Raw genomic sequence first — 15631 nt, 5'->3', positions numbered from 1 at the left:
AACCTACGTAATGAAAAATATAACTTGATACTGTGGTTTCCTGTGTGTCAGTGTGTAGGGATTTTAACCTATTTTTCCCTAAGTTTTGAACCAAGCTGCATTTTCACTATATCTATTTTTCTTTTGCTTCCACCTACACTAACTCTGATTGCGATACTGCACAAAAGGTACACAATACTATGCATTGCTTTAATTGCAGTGCTCATAGGATTTACAGCTAGTAAATTAAGAACAGCTTTAGTTGATACTCAAATTCTTGATAAAGAGAGATACGTAAAAGATATAATTGCCACAGTGAAGGACATTAATGACAGGGGCTCATACAAACAATTTCTGCTTTCTGTCTCTACTATCTCAAAATCCTCTCCTGTCATCCCAGCACCCCCTTTTGTCATCCCAGCACCCCCTTTTGTCATCCCAGTACTTGATACTGGGATCCAGAAAAAAAAGATATGGATTCCAGCGTTACGCGCTGGAATGACACCGGATAGAGCTCTAGATAACATCAGAATATCAGTTAGAACCAAAGTGGAAAAAGGCATTAAAATAGGCGATCAAGTAAAATTATCAGCAAAACTCTTCCCTCTAAAGATTGCGCCCTCGGAGCATGCATATGATTTTGCAAGAATAGCATATTATCAGAAAATAAGTGCAACAGGTTTTGCAACAAGCAAAATAGCTTTGCACAAAAAGGCTGAAGCAAGGAAATTTCAAGAATATATAGAATCTTTCCGTCAATACATTTATGAAAACCTGCAGCAAAATATTAAAAAACCACATGCAGACATAATTTCTGCATTACTAATCGGCAAAAAGGACGGAATAGACCAAAAAACTATGGATGCGATAAGAGATTCAGGTATAGCACATTTGTTTGCCATATCTGGTTTGCATTTATCATTTGTTGCTGGCCTGTTTTTTATAGTGTTTCGTAATTTATTCGCAATATCTGAAACTTTGACTCTTAAGTATAACACCAAGAAAATATCTGCATTCCTTACTATCTTGCCAACCACGTTTTATTTGTTGATTACCGGTATGCAAATTTCTGCTCAGCGTGCCTACATCATGGTGATTTTAGTACTCGTTGCAATAATGATAGAGAGAAAATATCGAGGGTTAATAGCAATTGCGTTTGCTGCTGCAGTGATACTCTCAGTAGAACCAGAAGCAATTTTAAAGCCAGGCTTTCAGATGTCATTTTCTGCGGTTTTGGCACTGGTTGCCAGTTATCAAATTAATGCTAATAAATTGTTCAAAATAAAAATAATGAAATATTTTGTGTCGATAATGATCAGCTCAGTAATAGCAAGTTTAGCAACTGTTCCGTACACGATATACAATTTTAATTATTTTTCAATTAGTGGTATTATCACAAATTTAGTTGCTATACCAATAGTTACATTAATTATTATTCCACTTGGAATAATTTATGTCTTATTGATTCCTTTAGGTATTGAATGGATTATAGCGCCATTTATAGAGCGCCCAATTGACAGTATCTTGTATATAACAAATGCAATCGCTAGTCTTCAGTATTTGGTTATTCCCATTCGTACTTTTCCTGCCTCATCAATTATTATCATAACACTTGGTTTATTGTGGCTGTGCTTGTGGGAAAGAAATTGGCGTTTCTTCGGAATTTTCTTTATTGTACTAGGTATTTGCTTTAGCACCGCATATAAAACCCCCGACATCCTAATAAATGCTGATAATGTTGCTGCAAAGGAGAGTGATAACTTACTATATTCTCTCACCAGAAAAAATAGGAACTTTGTTGTCAAAACATGGGCGAAACAAAATGGGCAGAACCAAATTTTGAATCATACAAAATATAGCAATCCAGATAAAAGACTAAAGTGCAACGATTATGGCTGTATATATAATAAAGGAAATAATAAATCAGTACTGCTTGCTTATAAAAAAGAAGATATTTCAGAAAATTGTGATAAAGTTGATTTAATAATTCAATTAAGTGAATTCGACTATTCAGTTTGTAATACTAGAACTATTAAATACACCAATCTAAAAACATATGGCACACATTCAATTTGGTTAACAAATCGTTACGTAAAGATTAATAAAGTGCGCTCTAACCGGCCTTGGCATAAGTTAAAAAGCTTGATTTTAAAGTGTTGTTAACAATAATTAATTAAATTTAAATGTAAGGAAATTTATGTATTTAGGTACTCAAGAAGGAAATTCTTTAAACCTCAACCTAACTCATGATCATAATGTAGCCAGAATAAATGATGCCATTGGTTTTCTCCCTAAAGCATGGCATGCAGCAAAAAAATATTCTGTAAATAATACCCTACCTATAGCAGTTGTGAACACTTGGCTTCAATTTTCTCTAGCCTACATAACTGCAATGGTAATAACCCTTAACGATTTAAGCTTTATTGCTACTTTTAACCCAACATTAATGCCAACTTACTTTCTGGTTTCTGTTATTTTTGGAGTAGTTTTATTAACCTCTCTTGCTCTAAGATATATATACAAGCAAGAAATAAAAGATGAGAAATCAAAAGATGGTGATAGCCCAATAGATATAAAGATTAGAGGTGGAAAAAGTGATGAAATAAATGAGATTGCTCAAAATGCATTAACAATAGAAATTGTTCCTGATTTGGTCGATAAAAAGCAAGGTTTTTCAATAATTTTACCAATCTCTGAAAAACAGGGAGAAATATTAGAAAACAAAAGACAAGAGAATAGAAATAAAGTTATTTTGCTTACTGTGCCATATGTGCTGAGCGGTCTAATTGTAGCTGGTGCATTGATACAAAATAAATTTAGCTTTGCCAATGTTCATGGTTGGGAAGAATGGGGTTTCATTGCATTCGTGAGTGCTGTCTTCATTGTTGGAATATGTATAGCATTGAGTAAATTAAAAAGTAATGAAGTAAATAACGCATGCAATATTGTTAAAAAATTCGATAATGTGGATATTTTACTCCCATGGAGAAAAGGTAGTGTTGTATCAGTAATGGAGAATAAATTTAAGAGTGAAGAGGAGAATGATCCGATATCTCGATTGGGAAGATTAGTTAATAGACACCTAACTGACTTTATTGATAAAATTTGCTGTTTATTTAAGAACGATCTTTTAAAGCCTGCAAATATTAACATTAAAGAAACGCTTGGCAGTATAGGGAAGGATCTCAAAGCTTTACTTGATAAATTAGAAAAAGATATAAAGAAAAATGTGGATGAGGTGAAAACAACTGCTAGTAAAGAAATAACTGACTGCCTGAAAAATATTAGTAAAAGTGTGGATGTTCTGTGTAAAGAAGTTAGCGGAGACGTAAAAGGTAAACTGAGTGAAGTGGACGTAGAAAAGGTAATGAGTTTAGTAAACAACTTGAGTAATCTAGCAGAGACTTTAGAAGATAGAATATCTAGACTTAAACCTGGAGCCCGTATGGGATTATCCGGAGCGACTTTTGCAGATGAAAGATTACCTAACGCACCTAATAACCCCAACCCTCAACAAAATGGGCAAGGAAGCAGTAGTCAATCTAATACTGATCGATCTGCAAATAAAGATATGCAAACTAGTACTAATGAATCTGCAGATCAAGAGATACAGACACAGTTATTAGAAGAACACAACCGACCAAGTAAGCCTGATAATGAAGATAATACTGATCAATTAGTAGATGAAGAGAAGAAGCTACAAGAAAAAATGGCAGTCTTAGAAAAACAAGACAGAGTAAGGCAGCTGAAAAAAGATTTATTTGAACGAGAAAAAACAGATGAATGGAAAGAAAAAATCAACGGCAAACCAAGTGACTTTCTATATTATTTATTAGAATCTATTAAGCTGGAAGAAAAAGATAATAAAGAAGAAAAGGTTGAGGCAACACTACGGGATTTTGATAACAAGATAATAATTCACTGGAAAGATGGCTCTCAAACAACTTGCCATATTAAAAAACAAGGTGATCTTCCTAGTACAAAAGTTGATTTCGTAAATCAAAATATTCAAGCAGCATGGGAAATGGCGCGGGGTAAATCACTATAGATCACTCAGTAATAACCTTAAGTGTTAATAATGATAAGGAGAAATTAAGGCTAGATATCTACGTAGCTGAAAAGTGCAACATATCACGCAGTAAAGCTCAAAGATTGATACAAAATGAGCAGGTGAAATTACTTGGCATACCGATAATTAATAATGATCACATAGTAAAACCAGGTGAAGAGTATGTGGTGCATCTCGTTCAACCTGACATATCCACATCAATTGAGCCTAATTATGACATAAAACTTGATATCGTCTATGAAGATGAGGACATTATAGTTCTGAGTAAACAAAGTGGATTAACAGTGCACCCTGGTGCTGGGACAAACAATGATACGCTCTTGAACGCAGTTATCGCTCACCTTGATGTAAGACCAAGAATTGTTCATAGACTCGATAAAGATACCAGTGGGCTGATGGTAATTGCAAAAAATGAGGAAGCCCATAGTTTTTTGTCTGAGTTGTTATCAAATCGTAAAGTAAAGCGGGAATACTTAGCAGTAGTTTGGGGAACATTGTCTACTCAACAAGGAACGATAAAGACTAACATTGCTCCAAAGCGTGGTAATAAAGAAATGATGTGTGTAACAAAAATCACAGGCAAATTAGCAATCACTCACTATTTAGTGCAGAAAGTTATAGGACAAGTAAGCCTGGTTAAATGCACTTTAGAGACAGGTAGAACACACCAAATTCGAGTCCACATGAGCCACATAGGACATTCCATAGTTGGTGATCAAGTTTACGGAAAAAATAGTAGTAAAAGCACAAAATATGCTAAAAACTCTAGTTTCATTCATAATTTCAATAGGCAAGCACTACATGCTTATACACTGGGCTTATACCACCCAAAAAGTAAGGAATACATGGAATTTGTCTCTGATTTACCGCAAGATATAAAAACTTTAATTGGTGAGTTTGAAAATATACCTAAGAAAGGTTTACCTGATTTTTGAAGTAACGGCATCATTGCTGGTATAGCTAACCCAAGAAAGGTTTCCCTACGTCATACCGCGATTCATTCGCGGTATCTCTAGATCCCGCTAACGAGCAGCGGGATGACGAATTTTTGTTTTTCAAATTGTAGGTAAACCTAAGCCACTTTAGCTATATATATCTTTGGCTGAAATAAATTAAGATTTACTGCAGCTACAATAAGTACTCTTATCATCACATTTTGGTGTTAAGTCGGGATAGAACGTGAGTATAGCATCATTCTTTCTTACAAACACTGATTGATAATTGTCATCTTCCATTTCATATAGGCACATTCCATCTTTTCCTAATTCCTTGAACGCCTTAGTTGCAGAAATTAAAATATCATCGGCATGAAGGTTATATGCGTATCCATTTGGGCATTTAACTTTCACTTCCCCATCCTTACCCAAATATTTCATTCCAAATGTATAAACTGGTGGTTTAATATCTGATTTATTGCATAGGGACTTATCATTCCAAATTGCACCTGCCCATTTATCTTCTTGAGCTTCAACATATCTACCTACAAAATGCATACCACCTAATTTATCGTTTGGCTCACCACAAAAAATATGTCCAAACCCTATAGTTTCTTTTTCACTTTCACTATTTGTAAACCAAATGTTAGCCAGTTCATCTTTAAATAACTCCAAATCCGCATCTGGCGTAATCACTTGATGATCAAGCTTATCATATATTCCTTTCACTACTTCTTGATGCTGCGGACAACTAAGTAAAATTTTGAAATCTTCTTTATCTGGATGTGCTCCCCAATCTCCACAAACTTTCAACACTCCTCTATCGAAGTCAGTTAATTCTGGAAACGGTGGTATATAACCTGGTTGTGAACTGAAAAATGGTTCAAAATTGACCTTAACATTTTCTTCTACATAACTGGTGTGAAAATAATGATCCTTAATATAAAAAATAAATCCTATTATTGGTATTATTAAACACAAAATTAGTTTAACTGTCTTCGACATAATCACGTTCACAAAAAAGCTAGCTTATAAGAAACAATTTAAAAAAGTTTTAATCTAATCATTTTTGCAGAGCAGCAACTCCCGGCATTTCATCACCACCCAGCCAACTTAAAAACGCTCCTCCACCAGTGGAAACATATGTAAAATCCTTATCGGTAAGGCCTGCAGCGCTTATTGCAGATAGACTATCACCTCCCCCTATTATGCTGTTTAACTTTCCTTTGTGCGTTAAGTCACTTACGACTTTCATTACCCCTATTGTACCACTTGCAAAAGCTGAATGTTCAAAAACACCAATAGGTCCATTCCACAGCAGAGTCTTACTGCTTGCTATTATACTGCTTATTGTACTCAAAGTTTGTGGTCCGATATCCAAAATTATATCACCGTCCAAAATGGACTCAGTTCTTCTTGAAATACTAGTGCTGTAATCAGAGTTTACTGCAACCAGAACGTCTTCTGGCACAACTATTTTGCAATTGTTTTTATTTGCTGTTTCAACAATATTATGTAGAAGGTCGTCAACACCATTTTGAAAGAAAGATTTTCCTATATTTACTTTGCTAAATAACAAAAAATTATTAGCAATTGCACCTCCAAGAACTAGGTAATCAACCTTTTCTGTTAGCTTTATAAGCATTTTTATCTTAGTTGACATTTTGGCTCCCCCAACTATCGCAGTAATAGGTTTAGCTTTAAACGATACAGCTTTTTCAAGATACTTTAGCTCATCTTGTAAGCAAAATCCCGCGTAGGAAGGTAAAAACTCTGTAATGCGTGAAATAGAAGCGTGAGCTCTGTGAGAGCAAGAAAATGCATCATTTACATATATATCCGCTAGAGATGCTAGTTGTTTGGCAAAATTTGAGTCACTCTGCTCTTCCTCTTTATAAAATCTTAGATTCTCTAGTAATATTATATCTCTTGCATCCATAGCACTCACTGCTTTTTGCACTTTTTCACCAACGCAATCATCAATGAATTTCACTTTTTTATTTAGTAACTGCGATAAAGTGTCAATTACATTTTTTAGCGACAGATTATTGTCTCTGGCCTTTGGGCGTCCGAAATGCGATATAATAATAATCTTTGCACTTGCATTCACTAAATACTCAATAGTAGGCAATGCTCTCAAAATACGAGTGACGTCACGAATTTCTCCATCTTTTATAGGAACATTGAAGTCAACTCTGAGTAAGACGGTTTTATTGTGAAGATCACAATTTTCTATACTAGGTATATTCATTGTAAAACTAAAGCTATAAAGCCACTATACAGCAGTTTGACCTAAAGTAAAGTTTTAAGTTTACGAACGTTTAAGGAAATTTGCATCCAGATGGTGTCATGAAAGTAGCTGACACTGGTTCACTCTATAATGGTGTCATCCAAGTAGCCGACACTGGGATCCAGGTTGCTTACAAGCAAATTAGCATAGAAAGTGGTTACAACGTTTTCGATGAGATTGCAGGAACCAGTGTCAGCTACTTGGATGACACCATTCTTTTTTCTGGATCTCAGTGTCAGCTACTTTCATCTGCCACCTGCAAATTGCAATGTTCGTACAGTTATGTGTCACGCTACTTGGATGACACCGTTGAAAGAAATGAACCGCCTTTTCAAAATTGTTTTGAATAGAGGAATAACATTCACAAGTAAAATTTCATATTACCATTTTTTAATTTATGTATTATAATAAGCTTAATCTATAAGAAAAACAAAGTTGGAAAAGTTGGAAGAACTAAGCAAAAACTGGGTGATAAGAACGGGAAGATTTTTATCTTCATTGTTTTTTTTACTGTTGATTGCGCTATCAATACGTAGTTTTTTATTCGAGCCATTTCATATACCTTCTGGTTCAATGAAAAGCACCCTACTTGAAGGGGATTACATTTTTACTAGTAAATATTCATACGGTTACAGTAAACACTCATTTCCATTTTCTCCAAACATTTTTAGCGGCAGGATTTTTTATACCCCTCCAAAGCGTGGCGACATAGTAGTTTTCAAACCCACAAGAAACGACAGTATCCGATTTGTTAAGCGAGTAATAGGAACACCAGGCGACAAAGTGCAAATGATAGAGGAAGAATTATACCTAAATGATCAGAAAGTAGAGCGAAGGCAAATTGAAAGTTTTTTTGATTATGAGTCAAATCGTAACATACCAAGATATATAGAAACGCTTTTAAGTGGCAAGGAGCATGAGATTTTGGTAGATAACATTTCTAATAAGCTATCATATAACACTACGGTTTATTATGTACCTAACGATCAATTTTTTGTTATGGGAGACAATAGAAATAATTCTTTGGATAGCAGGTTTCCTGAGGTTGGTTTTGTACCAATGGAAAATATCATTGGGCGTGTAAGTATAGTTGGTTTATCGTTTAAATTGGGGAAGGTCGATTGGTTACCATTTAATTTCAGGTTACCTGTTGCTTTGAGATTAAATAGGGTATTGCACAAGGTTGTGTAAGCTTTTTCTACCTATTTGTTAATTCACATAACTCTAAAGAAGAATTTTCTAACTCGGCGATAGTGTTGTTAATTTCATTCAAGTCATTGCCTTGTAAAGCGTTTTTTGCATTTTGTAATAGGTTTTTCAACTTTTGATCAGTGGAAAGGTTATTATTGTTTTCAACCAAGTGTATGAGTTTATTTCCATTAATTTTAGCACCTGCAAGGGAACGAGCCTTCATATCTTCATCAAAGCTGTTTATTGACTGGTTAACCATATTTTGAACATCAGCTTCACTCAAGCCAAAACTTGAATTTACTTTAACTGTCTGCTCAATTCCAGTAGTTTTTTCTCTTGCAGTAACAGTCAAGATCCCGTCAACGTTAACTGTAAATTCTATTTCAACTCTTGCAGAACCTGCAGGCAGTGGCGGTATACCTTTTAGTTCAAACTGCGCTAGAGATTTGTTATCCTCGATCATTTCACGTTCTCCCTGACAAACGTGAATTTTCATTGCTGGTTGCCCATCAACATAAGTTGTAAACTCTTTTATCTCTGAAACTGGTAGTGGTGTATTTCTTGGTATGATTTTTTCAACTATGCCTCCCATAGTTTCTATGCCAAGTGATAAAGGTAAAACATCCAGGAGAATATTCCTATCTTTTGAGCTCGAAGTTAAATCATGAGCCTGCAGAGCTGCTCCCATGACAACTGCTTTATCTGGATCCACGTCATTCAGTACTTTATTTCCAAAGAGCTTGACTAGTGAATTTTGAACCAATGGTGTTCTAGTTGCACCACCAACTAAAATTACTCCTTTTATATCATCAATTTTAAGATCTATGTCGCTTATAGTACGAGTGACTATATTGATAGTCTTATTAACTAAAGGACTTATTGCCTGTTCGAACTTCTCTCTAGTTATTTCACATTCAAATGGCTTGCCGTTAATGTTAAAGCCAAAAGTGCCTGATGCATTTTCACTTAAGTATTCTTTCGCGGTACGGATATTGCAGGTTCCAGCGTTATGTGTTGGAATGACATTAAGGTGTGTTGTCGACTCCTTGTTTAAACCTACTTTTTCTCTATACTTATCAAGTACAATTGAACTCAGAAGATGATCAAAATCATCACCGCCGAGTTTGGTATCACCACCAACCGCAAGGACTTGAAACACTCCTTGATGTAATTTCAATATTGAAATATCAAATGTTCCTCCACCAAGGTCGTAAACTGCATATATTCCGCTGCTGTTGTTCTTTTCAATGGAGTAAGAAAGTGCAGCAGCAGTTGGTTCATTAACGAGACGAAGAACTTCTATGCCAGCTAATTTTGCTGCATATTTAGTTGCGTTACGTGCTGAATCGTCAAAGTAAGCTGGCACAGTGATCACTGCTTTTTTTACTTCCATTCCTGTAGACTTTTTCACCCTCTCGCATAAAGCTTTTAATATCTCAGCAGAAATCTCAACAGGAGTAAGATACTTTTCCTCTGAGCATTTTACTCTAATAACTTTTTCACTTTCGTTATCTATTTCAAAATTGAGGCCTTCTTTATTTAATTCTTCAACACTTTCACCCATTAAACGCTTTATTGAGTAGATTGCATTTTGACCGACGTCACAGCCAGTTTTCAATGTATTATTTTCATACGAAATAACAGAAGGCAGTAGCTCTCTTCCCTGCTCATCTTTAAATATCTCCACGTTGCCAGCTTTATTTACCATAGCAATTAAAGAGTTAGTAGTGCCAAGATCTATACCAAAAACTACTTCACTTGAATTTGGTTCAGAAATTTGAATTGGTTGCATTCTTTTTCACCTCCTCAAATGACTTATATAAATATTTCAATCTTAAGACTTGTGTAGCAGCTCCATCAAAATTCTTTACAGCAAAAGTGTTAATTAGGTTTTTAACGCAATCTTTTATTTTTTCATCAACCATCCTACTTGCAAATTGTAGATCATTGCAGTCCAGCAAATATTCTCTTATTTCCATTGATTCATTTAATATTTCAGAATTTGGATGATCCTTTGGGCTTTCCACACCAAAAAGATTCAACAAATGCTCGGCACGTTTTAGAGGTGACTTTAGCACCTGATAAGCTTTGTTAATATTAATTATATTTTTAGATTGTCCTTCGTTTATATCAGTCCTGCTTAGCTCAATATATTTTTTCTCTAACTCATCAAAGCTGATATTGAAAGTTGGTTCAATTTCAAACAATGTAAAATAGCTGCTAGACATGAAAACTCTCTCCACAACCACATTTTCCTTTCTCATTAGGATTTTTGAAAACAAAACCCGATGAAAATTTTTCTTCTACATAATCCATTTCAGAGCCAAGAATAAACATGACAGATTTTGGATCGATCAACACTTTAACTTTTTGGTCATCATTGCAGTTTTCCTCAATTATCGACTCTAAAGGACGAGTATCATATGCATATTCAATATCATATTTTAAACCAGAACATCCTTTTTGTTTAATTAGCACTCTTATTCCTATTGCTTCTTCCGGTTTCTCAAGGTTAGTATGCTTCTTTTGGTCCAATAAATACCTTATCCTTTCTACTGCTTTCGCAGTTATAGTAATAAGTTTTTTATCTTTCTTTATAGCGTTTACTCCTTGATATTCACTCATGCTTTAGTTCTCAATGTCCACCTTTACTTTGTTTGCTTTGATAATCATGAATAGCAGCCTTTATAGCATCTTCAGCAAGCACCGAGCAGTGTATCTTCACTGGAGGTAAAGACAACTCTTCCACTATTTGAGTATTCTTTATCTGTGTAACGTCACTGATGGTTCTTCCCTTTATCATCTCTGTTAACAAGGAACTTGAAGCAATGGCAGAACCACAACCAAAAGTTTTAAATTTTGCATCTTCAATAACACCTTTGTCATTGACCTTTATCTGCAATTTCATTACATCACCGCACGATGGTGCACCAACTAAACCAGTACCAACATTTGGATCATTTTTATCCAGAGAGCCAACATTCCTTGGATTTTCGTAATGATCTAAAATTTTCTCATTATAACTCATAAAATTACCTGTGAACCGCTATTCTACATTATAACATATTTAGGTTAAAAACTAAAGTGAAATACACTAGTTTTGTGTATATTTTACTTACAAAATATTACGAAAATGAGTATATTTACTTTACAAATTCACGTAGTGTATGTCATTCTCTATATTGTAATTAAGTTTGTAATTTAAAAGGAGTATTCTCTTGAGTTTATTTGGTAACCTTTATAAAGGCTTGTTAAAAACTTCTTCTCGCTTTAGCGACGGGGTGAAAAGTATTTTTTCTGGCAAAAAAAAATTAGATCAGTCGCTTTTAGATGAGCTAGAAGAATTGCTAATTAGCATGGATATTGGTCATAAAACTTCCAAGTTGATTATTGACAGGCTCACAAGCATCAAATTTGACAAGGAAGTTGAGTATAATATTATCTCGCAGCAGTTAATGAACGAAATAGAAGCTATATTGAGCCCAGTTGTGCAACCGTTAATTTTGAACAAAAAACCACATATAATAATGGTATGTGGAGTAAATGGTAATGGTAAAACCACAACTATAGGTAAGCTCGCATATAAATATAAGGAGATGGGAAAGTCCGTTATGCTTGTTGCATGTGATACATTTAGAGCTGCTGCTAGTGAACAATTAAACATTTGGGCAGAACGTTCTGATTGCTTGATTGTTACTGGAGAGCATGGTAGCGACTCTGCAAGTGTGGCATATAGAGCTGTGAGTCAAGCTATAAAAGATAACGTTGATGTTGTTCTAATTGACACAGCAGGCAGGCTACAAAATAATGTGAACCTTATGGAGGAGTTATCAAAAATATATAGAACGATAAAGAAATTGGATGACACTGCCCCTCATGACGTTATTTTAGTTCTTGATGCAACTACCGGCCAAAATGCTTATAGCCAATTAGAGGCATTTAGTAAGATGGTTAGTGTTACCGGGCTAATCATAACAAAGCTAGATGGCACCGCTAAGGGCGGAGTAGTAATTGGACTTGCAGAAGCTTATAAGGTAAAGTTACATGCTATAGGAATTGGTGAAAGTATAGAGGACTTAAAGGAGTTTACTAGTAAAGAGTTTGCTGAAGCGTTATTTAATTGTAATTAAAGACTTCTCTTAATTCCCTTACGTGACCAAGCTTAATTATCTCAATATCATGAGAAGAGTAATTACCATTTTTAGGCATAATTGCTTTTTTGAATCCTAACTTTTGTGCTTCTTTTAGTCTAAGATCAGCATGCGAGACATTCCTAATTTCTCCTGAAAGTGCAACTTCACCGCAGATTATTGAAGAAGTTGGCAGCGGTAAATTTACTACACTTGAAATAAGGGAAGCAGCAACAGCAAGATCAGCCGATGGTTCCTGTATTTTGAGTCCCCCTGCAATGTTTAGGTATACCTCTTTATCATGCAAAAACATTTTACAGCGAGCATTTAGCACCGCGATGATCATAGCCAATCGATTAATATCCCACCCAACTACTGCCCTTCTTGGGGTTGCCATATTAGTCCCTGCTATCAACGCTTGAACTTCCATTAAAATTGGTCTTGAACCTTCAATTCCTGCAAATACGGCGCTGCCAACTACTTCTCTGTCATGGGCCATCAGAAACAATGATGATGGATTATCAACAGGCACAAGTCCTGCTTCAGACATCTCAAAAACACCAATTTCATTTGCAGGGCCAAATCTATTTTTAATAGTACGCAAAATACGGTATTGATTGCTATTTTCACCTTCAAAATATAATACCGTATCTACCATATGCTCCAAAGTTTTAGGTCCAGCTATTTGCCCATCCTTAGTTATATGACCAACTATTAAAAGAGAAACACCATATTGTTTTGCAAGAATGGTTAATTCATGGGCACAAGTACGAACCTGAGTTACAGTTCCTGGTGCCGATGTAATTCTGCTATCATACATTGTTTGTATAGAGTCAATTACTAAAAATTTAATGCTTTTATTTTCCTTTATTGTTGCTACTACATCAGTTAAAGACACTGTAGATAAAAGCTTAATTTTAGGTTCATTTATCTTAAGACGCTTTGCTCTGAGGCTCACCTGCTCTAAAGATTCCTCGCCAGATACATAAAGACATTCAAAAGAGGAAAGTTGCACAACATTAGCTGCAATTCTAAGCAAAAGGGTAGATTTTCCAATACCAGGTTCGCCTCCAATTAGAATGCTAGCACCTTGAACGATACCCCCACCAAAAACTCTATCTAATTCTTCTACTCCTGTTAGAAAACGACTTGGAGTGATAATTTCGCTACCCGATAACGCCTTTATTAAAATTGGCGCAGATATACTTCTTTTGCCCGTTTTTACTGCTATTTCTTCAACAACTGTATCCCAATTGTCACATGCAATGCACTTTCCTACCCACCTACCAGTGCTATGACCACAGGATTGACATACATATACAGTTTTCATCAAAGCCAAAATTATTTTGTTATAATTGTAATAAAAATTAGCTGAATAGGCGAAGTAAATCTAACCACTGAGTCTCACAAACGTTTTGGTGCGAAGATAATTGTCATAAGTTGTGCCATTTAAATTCATGCACAATAATTGCACGAACGCTTCCCTCTAGGATCCAAGTAGCCCATTCTCCTGTCATTCCAGTAGCATCCTTTTTTTGTCATCCGAGTACCCCTTTTTTGTCATCCCAGTGCCCAGACTACTTGGATCCAGGAAAAAGAATGATGTCATCCCAGTGCCCCGACACTGGGATCCAGAAAAGTTTGCTTGTAAGCAAGCAAACTAGCATAGAAAGTGGTTACAACATTTTCGATGAGATTATATGGAAAACTGGATCCCAGTGTCAAGCACTGGGATGACAGCAGTCCTACGTCATACCGCGATTCATTCGCGGTATCTCTTAACATAGATCCCGCTAACAAGCAGCGGGATGACACCTCTCTTGGGCTCTTTTAGCTACAAACGTTAAGAAATTTACCAAACGAAAAAAAAGGCAAAAGAAGCACTAGTCATTGTCTATTTTCAGTATTGGCGTTTTTTAAGTCTTAAACACTGCAATTTAGCTGCTTTTAAATGCAACTCACCTTAGTTTAAATGTTTAAGAAATTTACTAAGCAGAAAAAAAGGCAAAAGAAACCCCGTGTTAGCTAGTTGTCACTCTCTAATCCTGCAAATTGGCGTACTATACTGTCTTAAACGACTTATAAGCGCGTTTCAGCTTATATAGGTAAAAACCCAGAAATGTTGTGAAGACATAAGGTGCACATAGTGCAAAAAATTAAAAATAAGACGCCAACTACGTTGTTTTCTTGCTGTTTAATCTGCACAGATGAAGATAACTGAATACCTTCACTATCATGATAAGGGGGCTGGCGGAGTTTGTCAAGGAAGTTTTTTCGTTTCTAACGGTTGTTACCAAAAACTATACAAAAAGTCTAATGAGTTAACTTCCATATATCCTGAGTAGTTCTTGTGCATTAGCTTTGATTAGGATAGGGCATTTTCTGTCATTTAATAGGGAACGCAATATTTCAGTTGCACCTTTAATGTCGTTATTATGTATCTTTACTACAGCGATAGCTTCTTGGCTTGAATAAGGATACACTGCACTTGATTCTAAATTATCAATTTTATCTTTATTTATTTTTTCACCGTTGGAGTGAAGTAAGCTCATTACCTCTAAGTATTGTGCTAACTCACGCAAAACATTAGGAGCATCTTTATCATCTGCCAAATCATTATAAATAGATGCTGTGTTTGTTGGCATTGAATCTGAGATATGATTGAATGCGTGTTCAAAATTTGCTAAATACCCCCAATTTGAATCTATTTCTTCTAGCAGCGGCTTATTATCTTTTTTAAAGAATAATACTTCGTAAAACTTGTCACCCGCAGTTATAGATTGTTTTGTGTTATCAATGTTGCGCAATAAGTATAATGTGATGCCAACTAACATTGGTGCGAGTGCAAGCAGAAAGATGTATTTTTTCATGGTAATATTCCAAATAGTTATATATTTATACATTAATGCTTTTGATTTGCAAAAACATATTGACATAGTGATTATATCACATAATAATGTTCTCAAAGTTGTTTGAATAGTTGGAGATTAAAATATTTCTAAAGTAGAAATAAAGACAGCAGTATTAAGCTAAATTA

The 15631-nt window shown here is 35.2% G+C and carries 16 protein-coding genes; 7 read left to right on the top strand and 9 right to left on the bottom strand.

What is annotated here, in order from left to right:
* Window positions 1-68 precede the first annotated feature (68 nt).
* On the bottom strand, window positions 69-206 hold the full coding sequence (locus AAGD68_RS01500) for a hypothetical protein (protein WP_179945548.1): 138 nt from the start codon (window positions 204-206) through the stop codon (window positions 69-71).
* On the opposite strand from AAGD68_RS01500, the gene AAGD68_RS01495 reads away from it, so the two are divergent.
* The 3 genes from AAGD68_RS01495 to AAGD68_RS01485 are packed head-to-tail and all read left to right on the top strand — an operon-like array spanning window position 199 to window position 4983.
* Window positions 199-2142, top strand: a complete 1944-nt coding sequence (locus tag AAGD68_RS01495) for a ComEC/Rec2 family competence protein (RefSeq protein WP_341814310.1) — start codon at window positions 199-201, stop codon at window positions 2140-2142. The two genes, AAGD68_RS01500 and AAGD68_RS01495, sit on opposite strands and share 8 nt — an antisense overlap.
* Window positions 2143-2176: 34 nt before the next feature.
* On the top strand, window positions 2177-4027 hold the full coding sequence (locus tag AAGD68_RS01490) for a hypothetical protein (protein ID WP_341814309.1): 1851 nt from the start codon (window positions 2177-2179) through the stop codon (window positions 4025-4027).
* On the top strand, window positions 4018-4983 hold the full coding sequence (locus AAGD68_RS01485) for an RluA family pseudouridine synthase (protein WP_253309973.1): 966 nt from the start codon (window positions 4018-4020) through the stop codon (window positions 4981-4983). The genes AAGD68_RS01490 and AAGD68_RS01485 overlap by 10 nt, the downstream gene beginning before the upstream one ends.
* 177 nt (window positions 4984-5160) lie before the next feature.
* On the opposite strand, the gene AAGD68_RS01480 is transcribed toward AAGD68_RS01485, so the two are convergent.
* Window positions 5161-5988: an EndoU domain-containing protein gene (locus AAGD68_RS01480; protein ID WP_253309545.1), complete on the bottom strand. Its 828-nt coding sequence runs from the start codon at window positions 5986-5988 to the stop codon at window positions 5161-5163.
* 58 nt (window positions 5989-6046) lie between these two features.
* Window positions 6047-7234, bottom strand: coding sequence for a phosphoglycerate kinase (locus tag AAGD68_RS01475; RefSeq protein ID WP_265045323.1), 1188 nt, complete (start codon window positions 7232-7234; stop codon window positions 6047-6049).
* A 98-nt stretch (window positions 7235-7332) separates the two neighbouring features.
* On the opposite strand from AAGD68_RS01475, the gene AAGD68_RS01470 reads away from it, so the two are divergent.
* Both AAGD68_RS01470 and lepB read left to right on the top strand, forming a co-directional pair.
* Complete coding sequence (locus AAGD68_RS01470; RefSeq protein WP_265045322.1) at window positions 7333-7623, top strand: hypothetical protein; 291 nt, start codon at window positions 7333-7335, stop codon at window positions 7621-7623.
* 94 nt (window positions 7624-7717) lie between these two features.
* Window positions 7718-8464, top strand: a complete 747-nt coding sequence (gene lepB, locus AAGD68_RS01465; RefSeq protein ID WP_265045523.1) for a signal peptidase I — start codon at window positions 7718-7720, stop codon at window positions 8462-8464.
* A gap of 7 nt (window positions 8465-8471) precedes the next feature.
* On the opposite strand, the gene hscA is transcribed toward lepB, so the two are convergent.
* From hscA to iscU, 4 genes are read right to left on the bottom strand one after another with little or no spacing between them, the layout of a single operon-like run.
* Window positions 8472-10256: a Fe-S protein assembly chaperone HscA gene (gene hscA / locus AAGD68_RS01460; protein ID WP_253309543.1), complete on the bottom strand. Its 1785-nt coding sequence runs from the start codon at window positions 10254-10256 to the stop codon at window positions 8472-8474.
* Entirely contained in the window at window positions 10234-10692 is a 459-nt protein-coding gene (locus tag AAGD68_RS01455; protein ID WP_341814383.1) for an iron-sulfur cluster co-chaperone HscB C-terminal domain-containing protein, read from the bottom strand. The genes hscA and AAGD68_RS01455 overlap by 23 nt, the downstream gene beginning before the upstream one ends.
* A complete protein-coding gene (locus AAGD68_RS01450; RefSeq protein ID WP_341814308.1) occupies window positions 10685-11089 on the bottom strand; it encodes a HesB/IscA family protein in 405 nt (134 codons plus the stop codon). Before AAGD68_RS01450 ends, AAGD68_RS01455 begins: the two co-directional genes overlap by 8 nt.
* A gap of 10 nt (window positions 11090-11099) precedes the next feature.
* Window positions 11100-11492, bottom strand: coding sequence for a Fe-S cluster assembly scaffold IscU (gene iscU, locus AAGD68_RS01445; RefSeq protein WP_114516867.1), 393 nt, complete (start codon window positions 11490-11492; stop codon window positions 11100-11102).
* 190 nt (window positions 11493-11682) lie between these two features.
* On the opposite strand from iscU, the gene ftsY reads away from it, so the two are divergent.
* The gene (ftsY, locus tag AAGD68_RS01440; RefSeq protein WP_253309540.1) at window positions 11683-12594 is read left to right on the top strand and encodes a signal recognition particle-docking protein FtsY; all 912 of its coding nucleotides are present in this window, start codon (window positions 11683-11685) and stop codon (window positions 12592-12594) included.
* Here ftsY and radA read toward each other — a convergent pair.
* A complete protein-coding gene (gene radA, locus AAGD68_RS01435) occupies window positions 12581-13924 on the bottom strand; it encodes a DNA repair protein RadA (RefSeq protein WP_265045316.1) in 1344 nt (447 codons plus the stop codon). The two genes, ftsY and radA, sit on opposite strands and share 14 nt — an antisense overlap.
* Before the next feature lie 227 nt (window positions 13925-14151).
* Here radA and AAGD68_RS01430 point away from each other — a divergent pair, with 227 nt between their 5' ends.
* Window positions 14152-14331 (top strand): hypothetical protein, encoded by a 180-nt coding sequence (locus tag AAGD68_RS01430; protein WP_265016489.1) that lies wholly within the window; start codon window positions 14152-14154, stop codon window positions 14329-14331.
* A gap of 584 nt (window positions 14332-14915) precedes the next feature.
* On the opposite strand, the gene AAGD68_RS01425 is transcribed toward AAGD68_RS01430, so the two are convergent.
* Window positions 14916-15530, bottom strand: a complete 615-nt coding sequence (locus AAGD68_RS01425) for a hypothetical protein (protein ID WP_253309859.1) — start codon at window positions 15528-15530, stop codon at window positions 14916-14918.
* Between the last annotated feature and the right edge of the window lie 101 nt (window positions 15531-15631).

This window comes from Wolbachia endosymbiont (group A) of Machimus atricapillus, from assembly GCF_964027095.1.
Lineage (GTDB): Bacteria > Pseudomonadota > Alphaproteobacteria > Rickettsiales > Anaplasmataceae > Wolbachia.
The sequence above is the reverse complement of the archived record's forward strand: the minus strand, read 5'-3'. Positions and strand labels throughout refer to the sequence as shown.

Bases quoted from the DNA above. Each gene is read 5' to 3' on its own strand.
- AAGD68_RS01475 (WP_265045323.1), bottom strand. From the start codon at position 7,234: ATGAATATACCTAGTATAGAAAATTGTGATCTTCACAATAAAACCGTC.
- AAGD68_RS01425 (WP_253309859.1), bottom strand. From the start codon at position 15,530: ATGTCAATATGTTTTTGCAAATCAAAAGCATTAATGTATAAATATATA.
- AAGD68_RS01500 (WP_179945548.1), bottom strand. From the start codon at position 206: ATGAGCACTGCAATTAAAGCAATGCATAGTATTGTGTACCTTTTGTGC.
- radA (WP_265045316.1), bottom strand. From the start codon at position 13,924: ATGAAAACTGTATATGTATGTCAATCCTGTGGTCATAGCACTGGTAGG.
- iscU (WP_114516867.1), bottom strand. From the start codon at position 11,492: ATGAGTTATAATGAGAAAATTTTAGATCATTACGAAAATCCAAGGAAT.
- AAGD68_RS01490 (WP_341814309.1), top strand. From the start codon at position 2,177: ATGTATTTAGGTACTCAAGAAGGAAATTCTTTAAACCTCAACCTAACT.
- AAGD68_RS01450 (WP_341814308.1), bottom strand. From the start codon at position 11,089: ATGAGTGAATATCAAGGAGTAAACGCTATAAAGAAAGATAAAAAACTT.
- AAGD68_RS01470 (WP_265045322.1), top strand. From the start codon at position 7,333: ATGAAAGTAGCTGACACTGGTTCACTCTATAATGGTGTCATCCAAGTA.
- hscA (WP_253309543.1), bottom strand. From the start codon at position 10,256: ATGCAACCAATTCAAATTTCTGAACCAAATTCAAGTGAAGTAGTTTTT.
- AAGD68_RS01455 (WP_341814383.1), bottom strand. From the start codon at position 10,692: ATGTCTAGCAGCTATTTTACATTGTTTGAAATTGAACCAACTTTCAAT.
- AAGD68_RS01480 (WP_253309545.1), bottom strand. From the start codon at position 5,988: ATGTCGAAGACAGTTAAACTAATTTTGTGTTTAATAATACCAATAATA.